Source organism: Pantoea phytobeneficialis (assembly GCF_009728735.1).
Lineage (GTDB): Bacteria > Pseudomonadota > Gammaproteobacteria > Enterobacterales > Enterobacteriaceae > Pantoea > Pantoea phytobeneficialis.
Genome location: NZ_CP024637.1, coordinates 619,246 through 636,101 on the forward strand (window position 1 = coordinate 619,246; position 16,856 = coordinate 636,101).

Sequence of the window (16,856 nt, forward strand, 5' to 3'; positions counted from 1 at the left end):
TAACATGCTCATAGATTAGGAAATTTTTCTCCTGACTGCCGCCCTGCCGTCACAGCCATTAAGTGATGAGCGTCACAATGTTTTAAATCAAATTTCAAATGTCTTGTCAGGTTAAAAATACAACTTCATTATTTTGTGAAACCGGTTTCTCATGATGAGAAACTGAACATCTGGTTGCCTCTGCCCTACAGCTGATGCACGAACGGCCAGATAAGCGATCTATTTTGATAAGAGACGAAAAATCCATGTCGAAGAATTATGCCGAGATCTCCCGCGCCATCGTCCAGGCGCTGGGTGGTGCCGAAAACATTGAAGCCGTCACGCATTGCATGACCCGGCTGAGATTTGTCGTCAAGGACACGGGCCTGGTGGACAACGCCGTGCTGAAAGCAATCCCCGGTGTGATGGGCGTGGTGCACGCCGATACCCAGTGCCAGGTGATTATCGGCAACAACGTTGGACAGGCGTTTCAGGAAGTGCTGAAGCTGGCAACACCGGGTTCAGCACCTGCCGCACAACCCGTACGGCGCAAAATCACCCTGAAACGCATCGGTGCCGGGATTCTTGATGCGCTGGTCGGCACCATGTCACCCCTGATCCCCGCCATTATTGGTGGTTCGATGGTGAAACTACTCGCCATGATCCTCAATATGACCGGCGTGTTCGCGGAAGGCTCCTCAACGCTGGTGATCCTCAACGTCATCGGCGATGGCGCATTTTTCTTCCTGCCGATCATGGTCGCGGCTTCTGCGGCGCTGAAATTTAAAACCAATATGTCGCTGGCGATTGCGATCGCTGGCGTGCTGGTGCATCCCAATTTTATCGACCTGATGGCTAAAGCCGCACAGGGCCAGGCGGTGGAGTTTGCTTATATCCCGGTGACGGCAGTCAAATATACCTACACCGTGATTCCGGCTCTGGTGATGACATGGATCCTGTCGCACATTGAACGCATTATCGATCGTATCACCCCGGCAGTGACCAAAAACTTCCTGAAACCGATGTTGATTGTGTTGGTTGCCGCACCAATCGCCATCGTACTGATTGGCCCGCTGGGTATCTGGATTGGTAGCGGGATTTCCTCGCTGGTGTACACCATCCACGGTTATCTTGGCTGGCTGTCAGTGGCCATTATGGGGGCGCTCTGGCCCCTGCTGGTGATGACCGGTATGCACCGTGTGTTCACCCCCACCATCATCCAGACTATCGCGGAAACCGGCAAAGAAGGCATGGTGATGCCCTCAGAAATTGGAGCCAACCTGTCGCTCGGTGGCTCCTCCCTTGCGGTCGCGTTCAAGACCAAAAACCCGGAACTGCGTCAGACGGCTTTGGCGGCAGCAGCTTCAGCGATTGTTGCCGGGATTTCAGAACCGGCATTGTATGGCGTGGCGGTGCGGCTAAAACGCCCACTGATCGCCAGCCTGATCAGTGGCTTTATCTGCGGCGCGGTGGCCGGTATTGGCGGTCTTGCCAGCCATTCGATGGCCTCGCCAGGCCTGTTCACCAGCGTGCAGTTTTTCGATCCCAATAACCCGATGAGCATCGTCTGGGTCGGTGCAGTGATGGCGCTGTCGGTGGTGCTCTCGTTTGTTTTGACCCTGGTGCTGGGCTTTGAGGATATCCCGGTTGCGGAATCCAGCCCGAAAAAACCAGACGCGGTGGTTGACGCCGCAAAACCTGTAAACGCCAATTAATTGAGGATTTTCATGTCTGAACTGACATTTCCTGCGGGATTCTTATGGGGCGGCGCCCTTGCCGCCAACCAATCGGAAGGGGGGTATCTGGCAGGCGGCAAGGGACTGACAACCGTGGATATGATCCCACATGGCCCACATCGTATGCCTGTCAAGCTGGGGCTGGAGCAGCGTTTCACCCTGCGTGAAGACGAATATTATCCCAGCCATCAGGCCATCGATTTCTACCATCGTTACAAAGAAGATATCGCGTTGATGGCAGAGATGGGCTTTAGCGTATTCCGCACCTCGATTGCCTGGAGTCGTCTCTATCCCAATGGCGATGAGCTGCAACCCAACGCGGAAGGTATCGCTTTTTATCGCGATGTGTTCCGCGAATGTAAAAAGCACGGTATCGAACCGCTGGTGACGCTGTGCCACTTCGATGTGCCAATGCATCTGGTGACGGAATACGGTTCGTGGCGCAATCGTAAAATGATTGAGTTTTTCGCCCGCTATGCCCGCACCTGCTTTGAGGCTTTTGATGGCCTGGTGAAGTATTGGCTGACGTTCAATGAAATCAATATCTTGCTGCACAGCCCGTTCTCTGGCGCAGGTCTGGTGTTTGAAGCTGACGAAAACCCTGAGCAGGTTAAGTATCAGGCGGCACACCATGAGCTGGTTGCCAGCGCGCTGGTGACGCGCATCGCCCATGAGGTCAACCCGCAAAACCAGGTCGGTTGCATGCTGGCGGGCGGTAACTTCTACCCGTGGTCGAGCAAACCAGAAGATGTCTGGGCCGCCCTCGAAAAAGATCGCGAAAACCTGTTTTTTATCGATGTGCAGGCGCGTGGCGCTTACCCCTCATACTCGGCCCGGGTGTTCCGCGAGAAGGGAGTGAAGATTGAGATGGCACCTGAAGATACCGAGATCCTGAAAAACACCGTGGATTTTGTCTCCTTCAGCTACTACGCCTCGCGTTGTGCTTCCGCCGAGATGAACGAACAAAACAGCAGCGCTGCCAACGTGGTGAAATCGCTCACCAATCCGCACATTAAACGCAGCGAGTGGGGCTGGGGCATTGATCCGCTCGGTCTGCGCATCACCATGAACATGATGTATGACCGTTACCAGAAACCGCTGTTCCTGGTGGAGAATGGCCTTGGCGCACGCGATGAGATTAACGCCGACGGTGAAATCCATGATGATTACCGCATCAGCTACCTGCGGGAACACATTCACGCGATGGCGCAAGCGATTGATGATGGCATCCCGGTGATCGGTTACACCACCTGGGGCTGCATTGACCTGGTTGCGGCCTCGACCGGTGAGATGAGTAAGCGCTACGGTTTTGTCTACGTGGATCGCGACGACCACGGACAGGGTTCGCTGAACCGTATGCGTAAAAAATCGTTCTGGTGGTACAAGAAAGTCATTGCCAGTAATGGGCGGGATTTGGCGTAGTCTGGATTTACATGGGGCGACTACTTTGGTCGCCCTCTGACGAGATGAGTCAGCTTATCAACCAGTTAGAATCATTTCCAGATTTTCCAGTTGAGTCCTCCATGCTTCATGATTATGTTCCCTGAATTTCTCCAGGTTAACCATTTTCCACTTTACCGATGGATAATGCTGGTAATCATATATATCCCAGTCTGGTTCCAGTCTATTTAAGGATATCAAAAATCGTTTGTCTTCCTGAGTTAACCGGGTCCTGATAAGGCGAATTAACTCTGACCTTGTCTCTTCATAATCATCATAACTAAAGGCAACATTGCTCATCCCCTCAAATTGATTCATAAAGGCTACTCTTTGATCTTGTAGATGAGGGTCAAGCATTTCAAATGTTGGCCGGTTACTACTTACCAGACCAAAAATCAGCCCTTTCTTAATTTCTTCGGTGAAGCCTTCATTGTTCAACAATAATTTCACATCAAACAAATCTCGTGGATGTTGTCGATCAAGGGCCGCACACAACTTACCACCAAATAGCTGAGATATTGGTACAATCGGGACGACACAAAATGCATCAAATTGCTCCTGGGCAGCATCACATAATGGCATCATGATCTTTTCACCGAGCAAACCTCGCCCTACCGGATTCACTTTAATTTTAATCACTACTTCGCTATCTGTGACCTGTAGTTTTAAACATCCGATCGATGCTGGAAATGCATCGTATTGCGTAATCCAATAATATTTTTTTGAATGCGGATAAGTGCATCATTTATGGCCGTGAGTGATGTCGCTCTTTCGGCAATGTCAATATAGGTCAGATCAATATCGACAGAGAGCCTGGGCATATTACGCAGAAACAGATTTATTGCTGTACCGCCATGCATAGCTAAGCATTTTTCCTTCGCCACTTCTGGCAATACATCTAATAGCAGCTGAACTTGTTTCTTGTAAGCATTATTCACCGAATTGATTCCAACTCCTTTGGTACAATTATTTGGTATTTCGGGATATATATCCCGTTATCCACAATGGCTCTTTTCCCTTTGCCAAGATCTATTCTTTCTTTTTTTAAATAATTGAACCAGTCATGCCCAGCCTTGTCTGCCAAATACATAAACAGACGTTTGACCTTAACCGATGTACACTCTTCCAAAAGTTTTTGCACGGATGTCGGCCTTAGATTATTAAGCCCTTCCATCAATTCGTAAACTTCCAGCAACGGTTGCTCTCCCGGACTCAGGTAAAGACACTCCATCACAGCACGAGTGGGGCCGGATACTTTAACACTGAAGCCTCTGTGCTCAATATCAACCAAGCCAAGTTCAGCGGGTAAAAAACCAGACAACTTAAAGTTTACCTGCTTCTCCCATTCTTGTTTTACAAACCATAGCGGTGGCTTGTCAGCTGGTGAGCCAAATAACATGACACTCTTCTCAGCAAGCCCCAGGTAATGGGACTTGCCTTGTAGTGACAACGCCGTTTTAGCACCCGGATGCAGAGTCATCCCCAGGTGTGCTTGTAATGCGTAGACTGCCCCCAGATAGTCCACGTCATCATCCCACCGAACCATCGCGCCAGTACCGATCGTTCTAAACCACCGACTCTTTCTGTATTGCTTCTGTAACTCAAGGCTATAACCTTGTTGTGCTAACCACGCAGAGGTGAGCACGATTCCTGAAGGAATCATGCTCAGTAAAGAGTTTATTTTTGATGTTTTTGGGGTATTCATACTACCTTTATAGGCATATTTTTAATCCACAGCAACAGGCGGGTTTAAAAAAATGCATTTTACGGTATTATTTATACCTAAAACATATGAAAAATTTCTTACCAGCGCGTAGCCTGCATATCAATCACGAAGCGATACTTCACATCACCGCGCAACATGCGCGCAAACGCGGTTTCGATCGCCTCTCCAGCAATCAGTTCAATATCCGCCGTGATAGCGTGTTGACCACAGAAATCCAGCATGTCCTGGGTTTCTTTGATGCTGCCGATGGACGATCCACTGATGCTGAGACGGCGGTTCACTATCGGGCTGACGTTGGGAGACGGATGCGGCTGCTCGGGAATCCCCACCAGCACCAGTTTGCCGTTGGTTTTTAACGTTGCAAGGTAGGGGTCGAGATCGTGCGGGGCAGAGACACAGTCGAGAATCAGGTCCAGAGAAGCCTGGCAGGCCGCCATCTGCGCGGCATCACGCGAGATGACCACTCGCTTCGCACCTAAGCGCAGCGCATCTTCGCCCTTTTGCGGCGAGGTGGTAAACAAGGTCACTTCGGCACCCAGCGCACTCGCCAGTTTTACGGCCATATGCCCTAAACCACCGAGTCCTACCACGCCGACGCGGTCCCCGGCTTTCACGTTACCATAACGCAGTGGCGACCATACCGTGACGCCCGCACACAACAGCGGAGCGACACCCGCCAGCGGCAGGTTGGTCGGAATCGCCACGACAAAGTGTTGGTCCGCCACCACATGCTGCGCATAGCCGCCCCAGGTGCTGCCGCCAGTATATTTATCCGTGCCGTTATAGGTCGCGGTCCATCCGGCTTCACAATATTGTTCTTCCTGCTGCTGGCAGAAATGACACTCGCGGCAGGAATCGACCATGACGCCGACACCCACTAAATCCCCGGCCTGAAAGCGTGAAACGCTTTTGCCCGTTTCCACAACACGTCCAACAATTTCATGTCCCGGCACCAGCGGATAGTTGCTGACGCCCCATTCATTGCGCGCCATATGCAGATCCGAATGGCAAACGCCACAATAAAGGATCTCAATTTTGACATCCTGAGCCTGCACGCTGCGCAGCGCGATCTGACCAGAAGAGAGGGGTTGTGTGGCATGGGGTGCGACTAACGCGTTGATTTTCATTGCGCCTCCGAAAGCTTGTGGCAATGGCTGTGTGAAGGCGGCAGACTATAAAGAACAAGGTTCAGAATTGATAGTAGTCACCATTTGGTGACCATCCGAGGAGATAAGCACATGCCCGCCTGGGTTGACGGTAAATTGATGTTCTTCGCGGATTCCCCCCGCGTCGCCTGATGGATCTTTTTTCTCTGAAGTGGAGCAGCATGGTGCTGCATGCGTTGTATCACTGGCCGGATCATCGCGCCCGTACTGGCGAACTTCAACGCAGTTTGCAGGGGATTTCGAAGAAGATGCTGTTTCAAACCCTTAAAGAACTGGAACAGCGCGGCCTGATCGCGCGCCATGTTTATGAGGTGATACCGCCAAAGGTAGATTACCGCCTGACGCCACTCGGTATGACCCTTGCCGCACCGATTGAACAGATGTATCAATGGGGACTGGAGAATCAGGCCGCGCTGGACCAGATGGCCGCCAACTACCACGCGGCTACGGACGCGCCATCAAACGTAGCATGCACAGCTGATCCTGCTCCCGACGCGGATTAAATACCACCAGGCTCAGACCGGGTTTGCCCTCGACGGCAAAGGTGCTGTACTCCAGCTCCAGCACCCCTTCGTCCGGTAGCCAGAGTTGTTTAATGCCTTCCCCGTGCTGGCTGACTTCCTGCGATTGCCACAGGTGACGGAAGGTTTCACTCATGGCGCACAACTCCGCCACCAGCGCACGCACATGTTCGCTGGCCCCGGTGCGCGCCACATCGGCGCGGAAGTTCGCCACCAGGTCGCGCGTGACCTTCTCCCACTCGGGTAAGCGCTTTTTCATCTGTTCATCGCGGAACATCATTAGCAAGATATTGCGCTGCTCGGGTGGCAGTTGCGCATAATCGACAAAAACTTTGGTGGCCGCCCGATTCCACGCCACCACCTGCCATTCGGCGGTTTTCACCAGCGCCGGAGTGCCTGGCATGCTGTCCAGCACCCGTTGCAACGAAGGAGATACGCTCACTCCGCCCTGCCAACTGACGCCAGGCAGACGATTCTGCGCCAACAGAAACAGGTGATCGCGCTCGGCGGCACTCAACTCCAGCGCCTTCGCTAACCTTTCCAGCACCACTTCAGACGGCGCACCGCCTCTGCCCTGTTCCAGCCAGGTATACCAGGTGGTGCTGACGCAGGCGCGTATCGCCACTTCTTCCCGGCGCAGACCCGGGGTACGACGGCGCTGCATCGGAAAGCCGAGTCGGGCTGCATCCAGCCGCTGGCGGCGTTCACGCAGATAATTGCCCAGCAGATTGTCGTCTTGCATCGTCATGGTGTTTATCCTGTTAGTCCCGATACCCGTATAAGCTCACGACTGTTCACCCGATCGCTGGCTTTTATCATAGTGCCTGTTAACAGCCTGTGAGGAGCACGAATATGCGAATTTTTGTGACCGGGGCGAGCGGCTTTGTTGGCTCAGCCATTGTGAAAAAACTGCACGCGCGTGGTCACGCGGTGCTGGGGCTGGCGCGCAGTGAGGCGTCAGCAGAGAAATTACACCTGCAAGGTGTGACGGTGTTACGCGGCGATCTGGAAGATATAGCCAGCCTGCGCGCCGCCGTGCGCCAGAGCGACGGCGTGATCCATGCCGGTTATATCCACGACTTCAGCCGCATGGATCACGCTGCCGCGGTTGATCAGCAGGCGATTCTGGCGATGGGCGAGGAACTGGCCGGTTCCGATCGACCATTGATTGTGACCTCCGGCACCGCCCTGGTGGCACCGGGACGGTTGGCGACTGAGCAGGATCAACCGGTGGCAGGCGCGCATCCGCGTTCTGCTTCCAACGTAGCGGCACTGGCGCTGGCGGAAAAAGGGGTGCGCGTGGCGCTGGTCCGCTTACCGCCCACGGTGCATGGCGCTGGCGATCACGGTTTTGTACCGATGCTGATTAACCTGGCAAAGGAAAAAGGCACGGCGTTTTACGTGGAAAGTGGCGAGAACCGCTGGCCTGCGGTCAATCGCTTTGACGCTGCCGAGCTGTTTTGCCTGGCGGCAGAGCAGGCGCAAGCGGGAGCGATTTTGCATGCGGTGCAGGAAGAAGGCATCCCCTTCCGCCAGATTGCGGAAACCATTGCCGCCGGATTAACGCTACCGATAAAAAGCCTGACGTTGCAGGAGGCACAGGAAGCGCTGGGCTGGATGGCGCGCTTCGCCGCAACCGACAATCCGACCTCCAGCAGTTGGACGCGCCAGACCTTTAACTGGCAACCAAACGGTCCGGGTTTGTTGCAGGACATGCGCGAGACGGATTATTTTCTCTAGCTATTCTGCATCGTAGCGGCGCGATTTATCGCGCGTTTTTTTAACACCAAAGGTAAAAATCGCGCCGCTACGGTTAGCTGTTATGCGAACGGAAATTCACGCGCCAGCAGACGCGCAATCACATTCAGCGCGCCCTCATCATTGTTGCTTTCGGTTTTATAACGCGACACCGCGCTGACTGGCGCGGCGGCATTCGCCATAGCAAAGCTGTAGCATGCCTGGCGCAGCATTTCGAGGTCGTTAGCACTGTCGCCAATCGCCAGCACCTCACAATCATCAATACCCCATTTCTCCTGCAACAGCGCGATACCATGCGCCTTATGGCAGCCGGGGATAATCAAATCGACAAAGCCAAAGCCACTGGAAACCGGGTGCATGATGTTCTCAATCGCATTCAGTTGCGTGTGCAGACGTTCCAGCAACGCCTCGACACCTTCATGCGCCAGATTGAGCGAAAACTTGAAGATGGTGTCGTCGATATCATAAAGATTGTCGCGTTTTTCCAGACGATGGTAATGGTTGGCAAGCATCGCCATCACCTCATCCGGCATCGAGGTATGTACATAGGCACCATTACGGCCACACACCACGGTACTGATCTCAGGCTCTTTTGCCAGAATATCGAGGATCTGATGCACCGCTGCCGGTGCCAGCTCTCCGCAGAATATCTCTTCGTTGCTGTCCGTTACCCAGGCACCGTTTTCAGCCACAAAGGCAATTTCGTTTTTGATTTCAGGAAAATAGCGCAGCAGCTGATAATATTGATTGCCGCTGGCGACCACGAAACGGATGCCCTTCTCTTTCAGCAACGCGTACTGACGCAAAAAGCGTTGTTTGTTGTACTGCTTGTTGTCATCCAGAAATGTGCCATCCATATCCACCGCAATCATTTTCACTGCCATAGTGCTCTCCTGTAACTGTGTGCCGTCAAATCCATCCGGCTTCAAAGGTTTTATTCAGCTTACTCGCGGTGTGGATTAATGAGAATGTGAATTATCAGATTGTTCACCGCTTTCAGAGATTTCCAGACCAATTATTACTGTAATTGGCCGCCTTTTTCCCTGATCCAGCTACAGATTCCGGCGAGGGCGTTGGTATCACACCCTCGCCCGACATCAGGCCGCAGCGCTCTCGCCCCTCAATCCTGCCAGCAGCGTCTGCGAGCTGGCTACCGCACCAAAGATGCCGCCCTGCATATGGATCATGCTTAAAGCAGCCTCATGATGTTTACGTTCCGTTGCGGCACAACAATCCGCCAATACCAGACATTCAAAGCCACGGTCATTGGCTTCACGTAACGTGGTATGCACACAAACATCGGTGGTGATGCCGCTGATGATCAGATTACGAATGCCGCGACTGCGCAGAATTAACTCCAGGTCGGTGGCATAAAAAGAGCCTTTACCGGGTTTATCAATGATCACCTCATCGGGCAGCGGTGCCAGTTCGGGAATGATCTCCCAGCCCGGCTCACCACGTACCAGAATGCGGCCACAGGGGCCGGGCGCACCAATCTCAGCCTGCATACGCTTTGAACGCCAGCGCTTGTTGGCTGGCAAATCGCTAAGGTCCGGGCGATGCCCTTCGCGCGTGTGAATGATGGGAAAGCCCAGCGCACGCATGGTTGCCAGCACCTGCTGCAACGGCACGATAGGGGCGCGCGTCAGGGCGATGTCGTAACCCATGCTGTCAACATAACCGCCTTTACCACAAAAATCGGTTTGCATATCGATAATCACCAACGCCGTATCGCGCGGGCTGAAGCGACCATCAAACGGCCAGGCATAGGGCGTGGAATCAATGGCATAGTCAGGCATTTTCTTTCTCCAGATTCTGTACGCTGACGGGGCGCTGCATTTTCACAATCAGGGTATAGCTGATTGCCGCGGTCACCAGCCCAATCACCGCTTCACCAAACTGCGGGAAGGCGACATGCGCCAGCACCGCACACAGGCTGCCAATCGCCCAGGCGGCAAAAGCGCTGCCGCGCAGACGGCGAGTCGGGCGTTTTTCACTGACTTTCGCCATGAAGATCAAATCGACAATCATGACCGCGCCAAAAGGTGGCACCACGATGCCGAGCAGACTGAGCCATTCAAGGAAGTAAGACCACACGCCCGCCAGCGCCAGCACGCCGCCAATGGCACCGAGGATCAGCGTCCAGAGTCGCATTTTGCTGCTGAACAGATGACTAAAGCCCACCGCGCCGTTGTACAGGCAATGGGTGCAGACCGAACCGAGATTGATAAACACAAACAGGAAGGCAACCGTCGAGAGCAAGACGCCGTGGCCCATCAGCATCGGCAGGAAATTACCGCCGTTGCTCGCCGGATCAACCGCCGCCCCCACCGCCACAATCACCACACCAAACAGGTACGAGATCACGTTCGCCAGCGGGAAGGCCGAGAACGCGGCGATGACCGCCGAGCGTCCATCTTTGGACCAGCGCGTGAAATCTGCCGTCATGGTGCCTGAATCGGCAAAGCCTGCCACCACCATCGTGACCGCCGTGCCCATACTCATCGCCCCGGCGGCGCTGGCACTACCCTGCCACTGCGTGAGGGTGCTGAAATCATGGTTTTCCGCAATCAGCCACAATGCCACCAGCCCGAGCACCACAAACAGCGGTGCGGCGATCATTCCCAGCACCGAAAGCGCCCGCACCCCGAGAAAAGTGACGCCGGTATACAGCACCATCGCGAACGCGGTCACTGCCAACGCGTTCCAGCCGAAGGTTTGATTAATCACCGTTCCGGTCAGGCCGGTCTGAAAGGCGTACCAGCCAATCACCACCGTCGACAGGAAACCGGACACCAGAATGTAGCCTTTCGTACCAAAGGTTCGTTTTGCCTGGAGCGCAAAGTTCATGCCGGTGTTACCGGCAAACCAACTCAGCGCACCCACATAAGCAAACAACACCAGATTGCCCAGCAGGATGGCAATCAGCGCAGGCCAGAAGCCGAGATGCCAGGTGATGATGCCGCCAAATAACGCATTGGTTAAGATCATCGGAAAACCAAACCACACCGCCGAAACGGAACGCGTTGAATGGCGATGGCTAAGGGGAACAGGTTCGTGTTCGAATTCCTGCTCCAGCGCAGGGGAAGATTTATCACTCATGGACGACTCCGGTAACAGCAGGATAGAAATGATTCCAGGGTTGAATGCGCTCAAAAGCGGCACTTGCCGCCAGCACCAGGCCATCGTCCAGATGACGACCTACAATCTGCATGCCAATCGGTAACCCGCTGGCAGTGAAGCCTGCCGGGACGGATGCCGCCGGTTGGCCGGTAAAATTGAAAGGAAAACAGAAAGAGAGCCAGTGGTCGCTGCGAACCATGCGACCATCAATGATCTCCGGGCCTTGCATGCCCAACGGGAACGGAGGTGTGGCTAACGTGGGCGTCAGCAGCAGGTCGTACCCCTGCATAAAGCGCCACAGTTGATTACTGAGTTTTTTGCGCGCCACCAGCGCATCGGTGAAGGTTTCCGCCTGCCAGTTATGTTGCAGCATGGCAGCCAGATGGGGAGACATGCGCGACCCCAGTTGCGTACGCAGGTCTCGCATGCCATTCAGGTCGCTTTCCAGTGCCACCAGCGCTGAAAAAGCGGCAACTTCATCTTCGATCGCCGGGTTAACCTCCTCCAGCTCTGCCCCGAGTTCGCGAGCAAAGCGACGCGCGGCGGCAGTCACAACGTCGCGCACTTCAGCGTCGACCGCCACATAACCAAAGTCCACGCTAAAGGCGATACGTAAGCCCCGCAGCGGTTTGTCCAGCGCTTGCAGCCAGTCCACGTCACTACAGGGAATGGAGTGTCGGTCACGCATATCCGGGCCAGCCATCACCGACATCATCAGCGCGGCATCTCGCACGCTGCGCGTCATCGGCCCGATATGTTCCAGCGACTCCCAACTGGAAACGCCCGGATAGCGTTCGTCACGGCAACCGGGCCACAGCGGCACCCGCCCCATCGACGCTTTTAAGCCATAGACGCCGCAATGCGCGGCCGGAATACGTACCGATCCCCCACCATCGCTGCCTAACGCGACAGGACAGAGCCGGGCCGCCAGTGCGGCTCCCGAACCGGCGCTGGAACCACCGGGAGTTTTGCTCAGGTCCCACGGATTGCGCGGTGACGGGAACAGCGGATTGTGCCCGACACCGCTATAACCAAATTCCGGCGCGGTGGTTTTCCCCAACAACACCGCATCTGCCGCCAGCAGGCGCTCGACAGTGATGTCATCTTCATCCGGGATAAAATCGGCATAGGCGGCGGAACCGGACGTGGTTTTTACTCCGGCAGTGCAAATCAAGTCCTTCACCGCCAAAGGCACCCCGGCCAGCGCGCCGAGGGGTTCCCCTTTCAGCCGTCTGCTGTCAATTGCGCTGGCTTGTGCCAACGCCCTCTCCGGCACCAGGGTACAAAAAGCCTGCACTTGCGGTTCCCGCTGCGCCAGGCGATCAAACGCCGCTTGCGTTAGTTCGCGTGCTGAAACCTCGCCGTTGCGCACCAATGTCGCCAGCAACGTTGCATCGCCATCCAGTAACTCATCAAACATGACTTTCTCCGGGATAATCGGGGTTACCCGGAGTCAGTGCAGATCGCGTGCCACATTGCGCAGCCAGAACGGCGACAAAACCAGAAAGTCAGTCAGGATACGGACTTGGATACAAGATCGAATTCTTATAACAAACTCTTGTTAGCATTATTGCTAGCAATGCACTAAAACGGCGCGTGGGTTGCGGCAAAACCGGGCACTGGAGTGCGATGCGAAGATCATTCCTTCACCTCTGACTCATAGAAGAAGTTACACAACAACTGCCAGAGATAGCTGGCTGCCGGGGTGAAACGATGATCGACGCTGCGCAGTAAATGACACTGGCTTTCGCGCGCGATACGGTGATCGATGGGTATCGCGCGTAATCCCTGCTCCAGCAAGGCGCGCGGTACCGCCTGTTGGGTCATAAATGCGATCCCTAACCCGGCCTGACACAGCGACAGCGCACTGGAAAACAGGTTGCAGCAGTATGCCGGTGCCAGCACCTGTCCTTCACTTTTGAAGATGGCGCTGAGATAACGTTGCAGACCAAAGGTGTCGCTCATGGCGATCAGACGGTGCTGAGTCAACTCCGCCACGCTGATTGACGAGTAACGGGCAATCGGGTGGTCCGGCGTCACAATGGCGCAGATTGGCCCGCGCGTAAAACTATGACTTTTTAGCCCTGGCGGCCCGGCAGTACCAAAACCGACCGCCATATCCACCTCACCGCGCATAATCAGGTCAACGGTGGTTTGCATATCCCCCGAACTGATATCGATAAATACGCCCGGCCAGGCAACGGAGAACTCCTGCAAAACATGGTTAACCACCTCTTCCACCATGCCCTGGCCTATGCGCAACGTGACCGATCCACCGCGCATATGTCGCATATCCCGCAGTTGCCGCTCCAGCAGTTTGCGCCGCTGCGTGGTTTGCGCATAATCCTCGGCCAGCAACTTACCGGCCTCCGTGAGCACCACATTGCGCCCGCGCCGCTCCAGCAGCGGCAATTGCAGGCTCCGTTCGAGCAGCGATAGCTGGCGGCTGACTACCGATGGGTTGATCCCGAGCGCATCTGCGGCACGACGGATACCGCCCTGCATCCCTACTTCATATAAATAACTTATCGCTTTCTCGGGATAAGCGGCATTTGTCATAAGATAAGCCTATCTGTTGCTTTCAGGTCAACAATTCTAGCATTCCCAGTTCATTTTTAACCGCTGACTTTTCTGCGCATACTGCCGTCTGGACTAAGGCAGGAAAACATAAATGAACCATATAAAAAATTACTTACAGCAACACGCCGACGAGATTCTGGGTGATATCAAGCGACTGGTACAGGCGGAATCACCTTCACTCGACAAAGCCGCCGTTGACCGTTGTGGCGAAGTGCTACAGGGTATTTTTCAGCAGCGCCTGGGGATCAGTGCTGAAGTCGATCATCAACCGAGCTACGGCAACCATTTGCGTTTTGCGCTGGGTGAACATGGCCCGCAAACCACTGTGATCGGCCATTTTGACACCGTCTGGGATCATGGCGAGTTAGCGCTGCGTGAAGAGGATGGCAAATTCTATGGCCCCGGCGTGCTGGATATGAAAGCCGGGCTGGTACAGGCCATTTGGGCGGTGCGCGCGCTGGTGCAACTCAATCTATTGACCGATCAACGCATTGTGTTCCTGTGCAACAGCGATGAAGAAGTGGGTAGCCCCAGCTCCAGCGACTGGATTGGTCGCCACGCGATGGGTTCAGAGCAGGTGCTGGTGGTGGAACCGGCGGAAGTCGGCAGCGGCGCGCTGAAGGTTGCGCGCAAAGGCACCGGACGTTATGACGTGGTGATCACCGGTCTGGCTGCCCATGCGGGCAACAACCCCGAAGAAGGCGTCAGCGCCGTACAGGAGATGGCACATCAAATCCACGCCCTGCACGCCCTGAATGACCCGGCGCGCGGCACCACGGTGAATGTCGGCATCGCCAATGGCGGCAGCCGCATTAACGTGGTGGCTGACCATGCCGAATTGGGTATTGATACGCGTGTCACCAGTGAAGAAGAAGCGCAACGCATTCATGCCGCCATCAGCAACCTGCAAGCGGTGATGCCAGGGATTACCCTGAAAGTGACCGGTGAGCAGGGACGACCGCCAATGCGCCAAACCCCGGCTTCTGGCTTGCTGCTGGAACGGGCACAACGCGTCGCCCTGCAACTCGGATTTGCCGTTGAAGGCAAATCCGTCGGCGGCGGCAGCGATGGCAACTTCACCGCTGCATTGGGGCTGCCGACGCTGGATGGCCTCGGCGCGACTGGCCGGGGTATCCACGCGCGTCATGAACACATCAATATTGCCGATATCGTACCGCGTGCCGCTCTGGTTGCCGGTATTATCCTCAGCGACAGCACAGCAGGTGACGCAGCATGAGTCAGGTAAACATTGCGCCATCTGCCAGCGTGTCGGCAGCCCGTCCTGCGGGACAAAGCCCGTATCTGCTGCTGTTTATTATGCTGGTGGTGGCGGCTGTCGCCACCTGGCTGATCCCGGCTGGCGCATTCGATTACGAAACCCGCGAGGGGATTAAATTTGCGGTGAAAGGCAGCCTGCATGCTGTGCCGCAGTCCGGTGTGTATCCGCTGGAGATCTTCACCGCGATTGCCGATGGCATGGTGAAAGCCGCACCGATTATCTTTTTGATTCTGTTCACCGGTGGTGTGCTGGCGGTGGTGGAGTCAACCGGGGCGATTAAAACCGCACTGAACTCCCTCGCCCGCAGTACCCGCCTGAGCGATACCCGCATCATCCTGATCTTCGGTGTGATTTTCGCCATTCTCGGCACCACGGGTGCGGTGATCAATGCGGTGGTGGCTTTCGTTCCCATCGGTTTGCTGGTGTCGCGTTCGCTGGGATTGTCGCCGATCCTTGGCGCATCGCTGGTGTATCTCTCCTGCGCCGCCGGGTTTAACGTCTCGGTATTAGGTCCGGCCACCACCGGGCTGACGCAGCATTTGGCACAACTGCCGATTTTTTCCGGCATGCTGCTGCGCGGGCTGACTTTTTTGCTGTTTGCGTTTAGCGCGATGGGGTATTTGATCTGGTCAGTACGCAAGGCACGTAAGGCCGGTGAGCTACGTCCCAAACAGACGGAGACGCAGGATGCCACACTGGTGGTGACACCGCGACATAAGTTGATTCTGGTGACCTGTGCGCTGGCGCTGATTATTTTTATCAGCGGTGCCGTCAGACTGCATTGGGGCACCAATGAAATGTCGGCCATGTTTGTCTTGCTGGCGATTGTCGTCGGATTGATTGGTCGTATGTCTGGCACCGATATCGCCAACACCTTCCTTTCCGGCTGCTCTGGTCTGGTAAAGGGCGGGTTTATCGTCGGTCTGGCGGGCGCGGTTTCACTGGTGCTGCAACAGGGTCATGTACTCGATCCTATCGTGGGGTTCCTGACCGATTTGCTGGCCCCGGTGCCGCAAAAAGTCGCGGCCATTGGCATGTTTATCAGCGCAGCATTGATTCACTTTGGCATCTCATCCGGTTCCGGCGAATCGGCGGTGCTGATCCCGATCTTCTCACCGCTGGGCGATAACCTCGGCCTGACCCGCCAGGTCACAGTGCAAACGGTGTTGCTGGGCGAAGGTATCGTGAATTGCATCAGTCCGACGTCGGGCGTGTTGATGGCGGTGCTGGCGACCGCCGGTATCCCGTTCGGCAAGTGGCTACGTTTTATTGCGCCGCTGATTGCGGTGTGGTTTGCCATTTGCGTGGTGATGCTGCTGATCGGTGTCTCAATCAAGTGGGGACCGTTCTGATTTTATAATCCGCAACAAGCGTAACGGCGTGATTTATCACGCCGTTTTTTTTGCCCGCGTTGGTGGAAAACTGCGCGATAAATCGCGCTGCTGCGGATTACCCACCTTCTGGCTACCCTCAGATCAACTCACACAACATTTCACTGTTGCGGTTTTGTTATTTTCGCTGCATATTACGAATGAAAGTTAAAATTAA

15 protein-coding genes and 1 pseudogene are annotated in these 16,856 nt (G+C 55.0%); 6 read left to right on the forward strand and 10 right to left on the reverse strand.

Annotation, left to right across the window (positions count from 1 at the left end; translation table 11 throughout):
• Nucleotides 1–245 precede the first annotated feature (245 nt).
• On the forward strand, nt 246–1,694 hold the full coding sequence (ascF, locus tag CTZ24_RS23070; protein ID WP_208725957.1) for a PTS cellobiose/arbutin/salicin transporter subunit IIBC: 1,449 nt from the start codon (nt 246–248) through the stop codon (nt 1,692–1,694).
• Nucleotides 1,695–1,706: 12 nt separating this feature from the next.
• Entirely contained in the window at nt 1,707–3,137 is a 1,431-nt protein-coding gene (locus CTZ24_RS23075) for a 6-phospho-beta-glucosidase (RefSeq protein ID WP_208725958.1), read from the forward strand.
• Between the two features lie 57 nt (nt 3,138–3,194).
• Here CTZ24_RS23075 and CTZ24_RS23080 read toward each other — a convergent pair whose 3' ends face one another.
• The 4 genes from CTZ24_RS23080 to CTZ24_RS23090 all read right to left on the reverse strand — a co-directional run bounded on the left by CTZ24_RS23080 (nt 3,195) and on the right by CTZ24_RS23090 (nt 6,008).
• On the reverse strand, nt 3,195–3,794 hold the full coding sequence (locus tag CTZ24_RS23080; protein WP_303464706.1) for a nucleotidyl transferase AbiEii/AbiGii toxin family protein: 600 nt from the start codon (nt 3,792–3,794) through the stop codon (nt 3,195–3,197).
• Between the two features lie 26 nt (nt 3,795–3,820).
• Nucleotides 3,821–4,093, reverse strand: coding sequence for a nucleotidyl transferase AbiEii/AbiGii toxin family protein (locus CTZ24_RS26910; protein WP_303464709.1), 273 nt, complete (start codon nt 4,091–4,093; stop codon nt 3,821–3,823).
• On the reverse strand, nt 4,090–4,860 hold the full coding sequence (locus CTZ24_RS23085; RefSeq protein WP_208725959.1) for a type IV toxin-antitoxin system AbiEi family antitoxin: 771 nt from the start codon (nt 4,858–4,860) through the stop codon (nt 4,090–4,092). Before CTZ24_RS23085 ends, CTZ24_RS26910 begins: the two co-directional genes overlap by 4 nt.
• 98 nt (nt 4,861–4,958) lie before the next feature.
• Nucleotides 4,959–6,008 (reverse strand): NAD(P)-dependent alcohol dehydrogenase, encoded by a 1,050-nt coding sequence (locus CTZ24_RS23090; RefSeq protein WP_208725960.1) that lies wholly within the window; start codon nt 6,006–6,008, stop codon nt 4,959–4,961.
• A 111-nt stretch (nt 6,009–6,119) separates the two neighbouring features.
• On the opposite strand from CTZ24_RS23090, the pseudogene CTZ24_RS23095 reads away from it, so the two are divergent.
• A pseudogene (locus tag CTZ24_RS23095) lies at nt 6,120–6,550 on the forward strand (winged helix-turn-helix transcriptional regulator).
• Here CTZ24_RS23095 and CTZ24_RS23100 read toward each other — a convergent pair.
• Nucleotides 6,492–7,316 (reverse strand): helix-turn-helix transcriptional regulator, encoded by an 825-nt coding sequence (locus CTZ24_RS23100; RefSeq protein ID WP_208725962.1) that lies wholly within the window; start codon nt 7,314–7,316, stop codon nt 6,492–6,494. The pseudogene CTZ24_RS23095 and the gene CTZ24_RS23100 sit on opposite strands and share 59 nt — an antisense overlap.
• Before the next feature lie 104 nt (nt 7,317–7,420).
• Between CTZ24_RS23100 and CTZ24_RS23105 the strand changes: the two genes are divergently transcribed.
• Nucleotides 7,421–8,308, forward strand: coding sequence for an SDR family oxidoreductase (locus CTZ24_RS23105; RefSeq protein ID WP_208725963.1), 888 nt, complete (start codon nt 7,421–7,423; stop codon nt 8,306–8,308).
• An 80-nt stretch (nt 8,309–8,388) separates the two neighbouring features.
• Here the strand turns inward: CTZ24_RS23105 and CTZ24_RS23110 are convergent, their stop codons facing one another.
• From CTZ24_RS23110 to CTZ24_RS23130, 5 genes are all read right to left on the reverse strand, one after another.
• Nucleotides 8,389–9,210 (reverse strand): Cof-type HAD-IIB family hydrolase, encoded by an 822-nt coding sequence (locus tag CTZ24_RS23110; RefSeq protein ID WP_208725964.1) that lies wholly within the window; start codon nt 9,208–9,210, stop codon nt 8,389–8,391.
• Between the two features lie 213 nt (nt 9,211–9,423).
• Nucleotides 9,424–10,125 carry a biuret amidohydrolase gene (gene biuH, locus CTZ24_RS23115; RefSeq protein ID WP_208725965.1) on the reverse strand — a complete coding sequence of 234 codons (702 nt, stop codon included), beginning with the start codon at nt 10,123–10,125 and terminating at the stop codon, nt 9,424–9,426.
• Nucleotides 10,118–11,428, reverse strand: a complete 1,311-nt coding sequence (locus CTZ24_RS23120; RefSeq protein ID WP_208725966.1) for a purine-cytosine permease family protein — start codon at nt 11,426–11,428, stop codon at nt 10,118–10,120. Before CTZ24_RS23120 ends, biuH begins: the two co-directional genes overlap by 8 nt.
• Nucleotides 11,421–12,869, reverse strand: a complete 1,449-nt coding sequence (locus CTZ24_RS23125; protein ID WP_208725967.1) for an amidase — start codon at nt 12,867–12,869, stop codon at nt 11,421–11,423. The genes CTZ24_RS23120 and CTZ24_RS23125 overlap by 8 nt, the downstream gene beginning before the upstream one ends.
• Before the next feature lie 218 nt (nt 12,870–13,087).
• Nucleotides 13,088–14,008, reverse strand: coding sequence for a LysR family transcriptional regulator (locus tag CTZ24_RS23130; RefSeq protein ID WP_208725968.1), 921 nt, complete (start codon nt 14,006–14,008; stop codon nt 13,088–13,090).
• Nucleotides 14,009–14,120: 112 nt separating this feature from the next.
• On the opposite strand from CTZ24_RS23130, the gene CTZ24_RS23135 reads away from it, so the two are divergent.
• Both CTZ24_RS23135 and CTZ24_RS23140 read left to right on the forward strand, forming a co-directional pair.
• Complete coding sequence (locus CTZ24_RS23135; RefSeq protein ID WP_208725969.1) at nt 14,121–15,266, forward strand: M20 family metallopeptidase; 1,146 nt, start codon at nt 14,121–14,123, stop codon at nt 15,264–15,266.
• Nucleotides 15,263–16,660 carry a YfcC family protein gene (locus CTZ24_RS23140; RefSeq protein ID WP_208725970.1) on the forward strand — a complete coding sequence of 466 codons (1,398 nt, stop codon included), beginning with the start codon at nt 15,263–15,265 and terminating at the stop codon, nt 16,658–16,660. The genes CTZ24_RS23135 and CTZ24_RS23140 overlap by 4 nt, the downstream gene beginning before the upstream one ends.
• The last annotated feature ends 196 nt before the right edge of the window (nt 16,661–16,856 follow it).

Coding starts and splice junctions, on each gene's coding strand:
- CTZ24_RS23130 (WP_208725968.1), bottom strand. CDS start 14,008: ATGACAAATGCCGCTTATCCCGAGAAAGCGATAAGTTATTTATATGAA.
- CTZ24_RS23075 (WP_208725958.1), top strand. CDS start 1,707: ATGTCTGAACTGACATTTCCTGCGGGATTCTTATGGGGCGGCGCCCTT.
- CTZ24_RS23105 (WP_208725963.1), top strand. CDS start 7,421: ATGCGAATTTTTGTGACCGGGGCGAGCGGCTTTGTTGGCTCAGCCATT.
- CTZ24_RS23100 (WP_208725962.1), bottom strand. CDS start 7,316: ATGACGATGCAAGACGACAATCTGCTGGGCAATTATCTGCGTGAACGC.
- CTZ24_RS23110 (WP_208725964.1), bottom strand. CDS start 9,210: ATGGCAGTGAAAATGATTGCGGTGGATATGGATGGCACATTTCTGGAT.
- CTZ24_RS23085 (WP_208725959.1), bottom strand. CDS start 4,860: ATGAATACCCCAAAAACATCAAAAATAAACTCTTTACTGAGCATGATT.
- CTZ24_RS23120 (WP_208725966.1), bottom strand. CDS start 11,428: ATGAGTGATAAATCTTCCCCTGCGCTGGAGCAGGAATTCGAACACGAA.
- CTZ24_RS23135 (WP_208725969.1), top strand. CDS start 14,121: ATGAACCATATAAAAAATTACTTACAGCAACACGCCGACGAGATTCTG.
- ascF (WP_208725957.1), top strand. CDS start 246: ATGTCGAAGAATTATGCCGAGATCTCCCGCGCCATCGTCCAGGCGCTG.
- CTZ24_RS23090 (WP_208725960.1), bottom strand. CDS start 6,008: ATGAAAATCAACGCGTTAGTCGCACCCCATGCCACACAACCCCTCTCT.
- CTZ24_RS23140 (WP_208725970.1), top strand. CDS start 15,263: ATGAGTCAGGTAAACATTGCGCCATCTGCCAGCGTGTCGGCAGCCCGT.
- biuH (WP_208725965.1), bottom strand. CDS start 10,125: ATGCCTGACTATGCCATTGATTCCACGCCCTATGCCTGGCCGTTTGAT.
- CTZ24_RS23125 (WP_208725967.1), bottom strand. CDS start 12,869: ATGTTTGATGAGTTACTGGATGGCGATGCAACGTTGCTGGCGACATTG.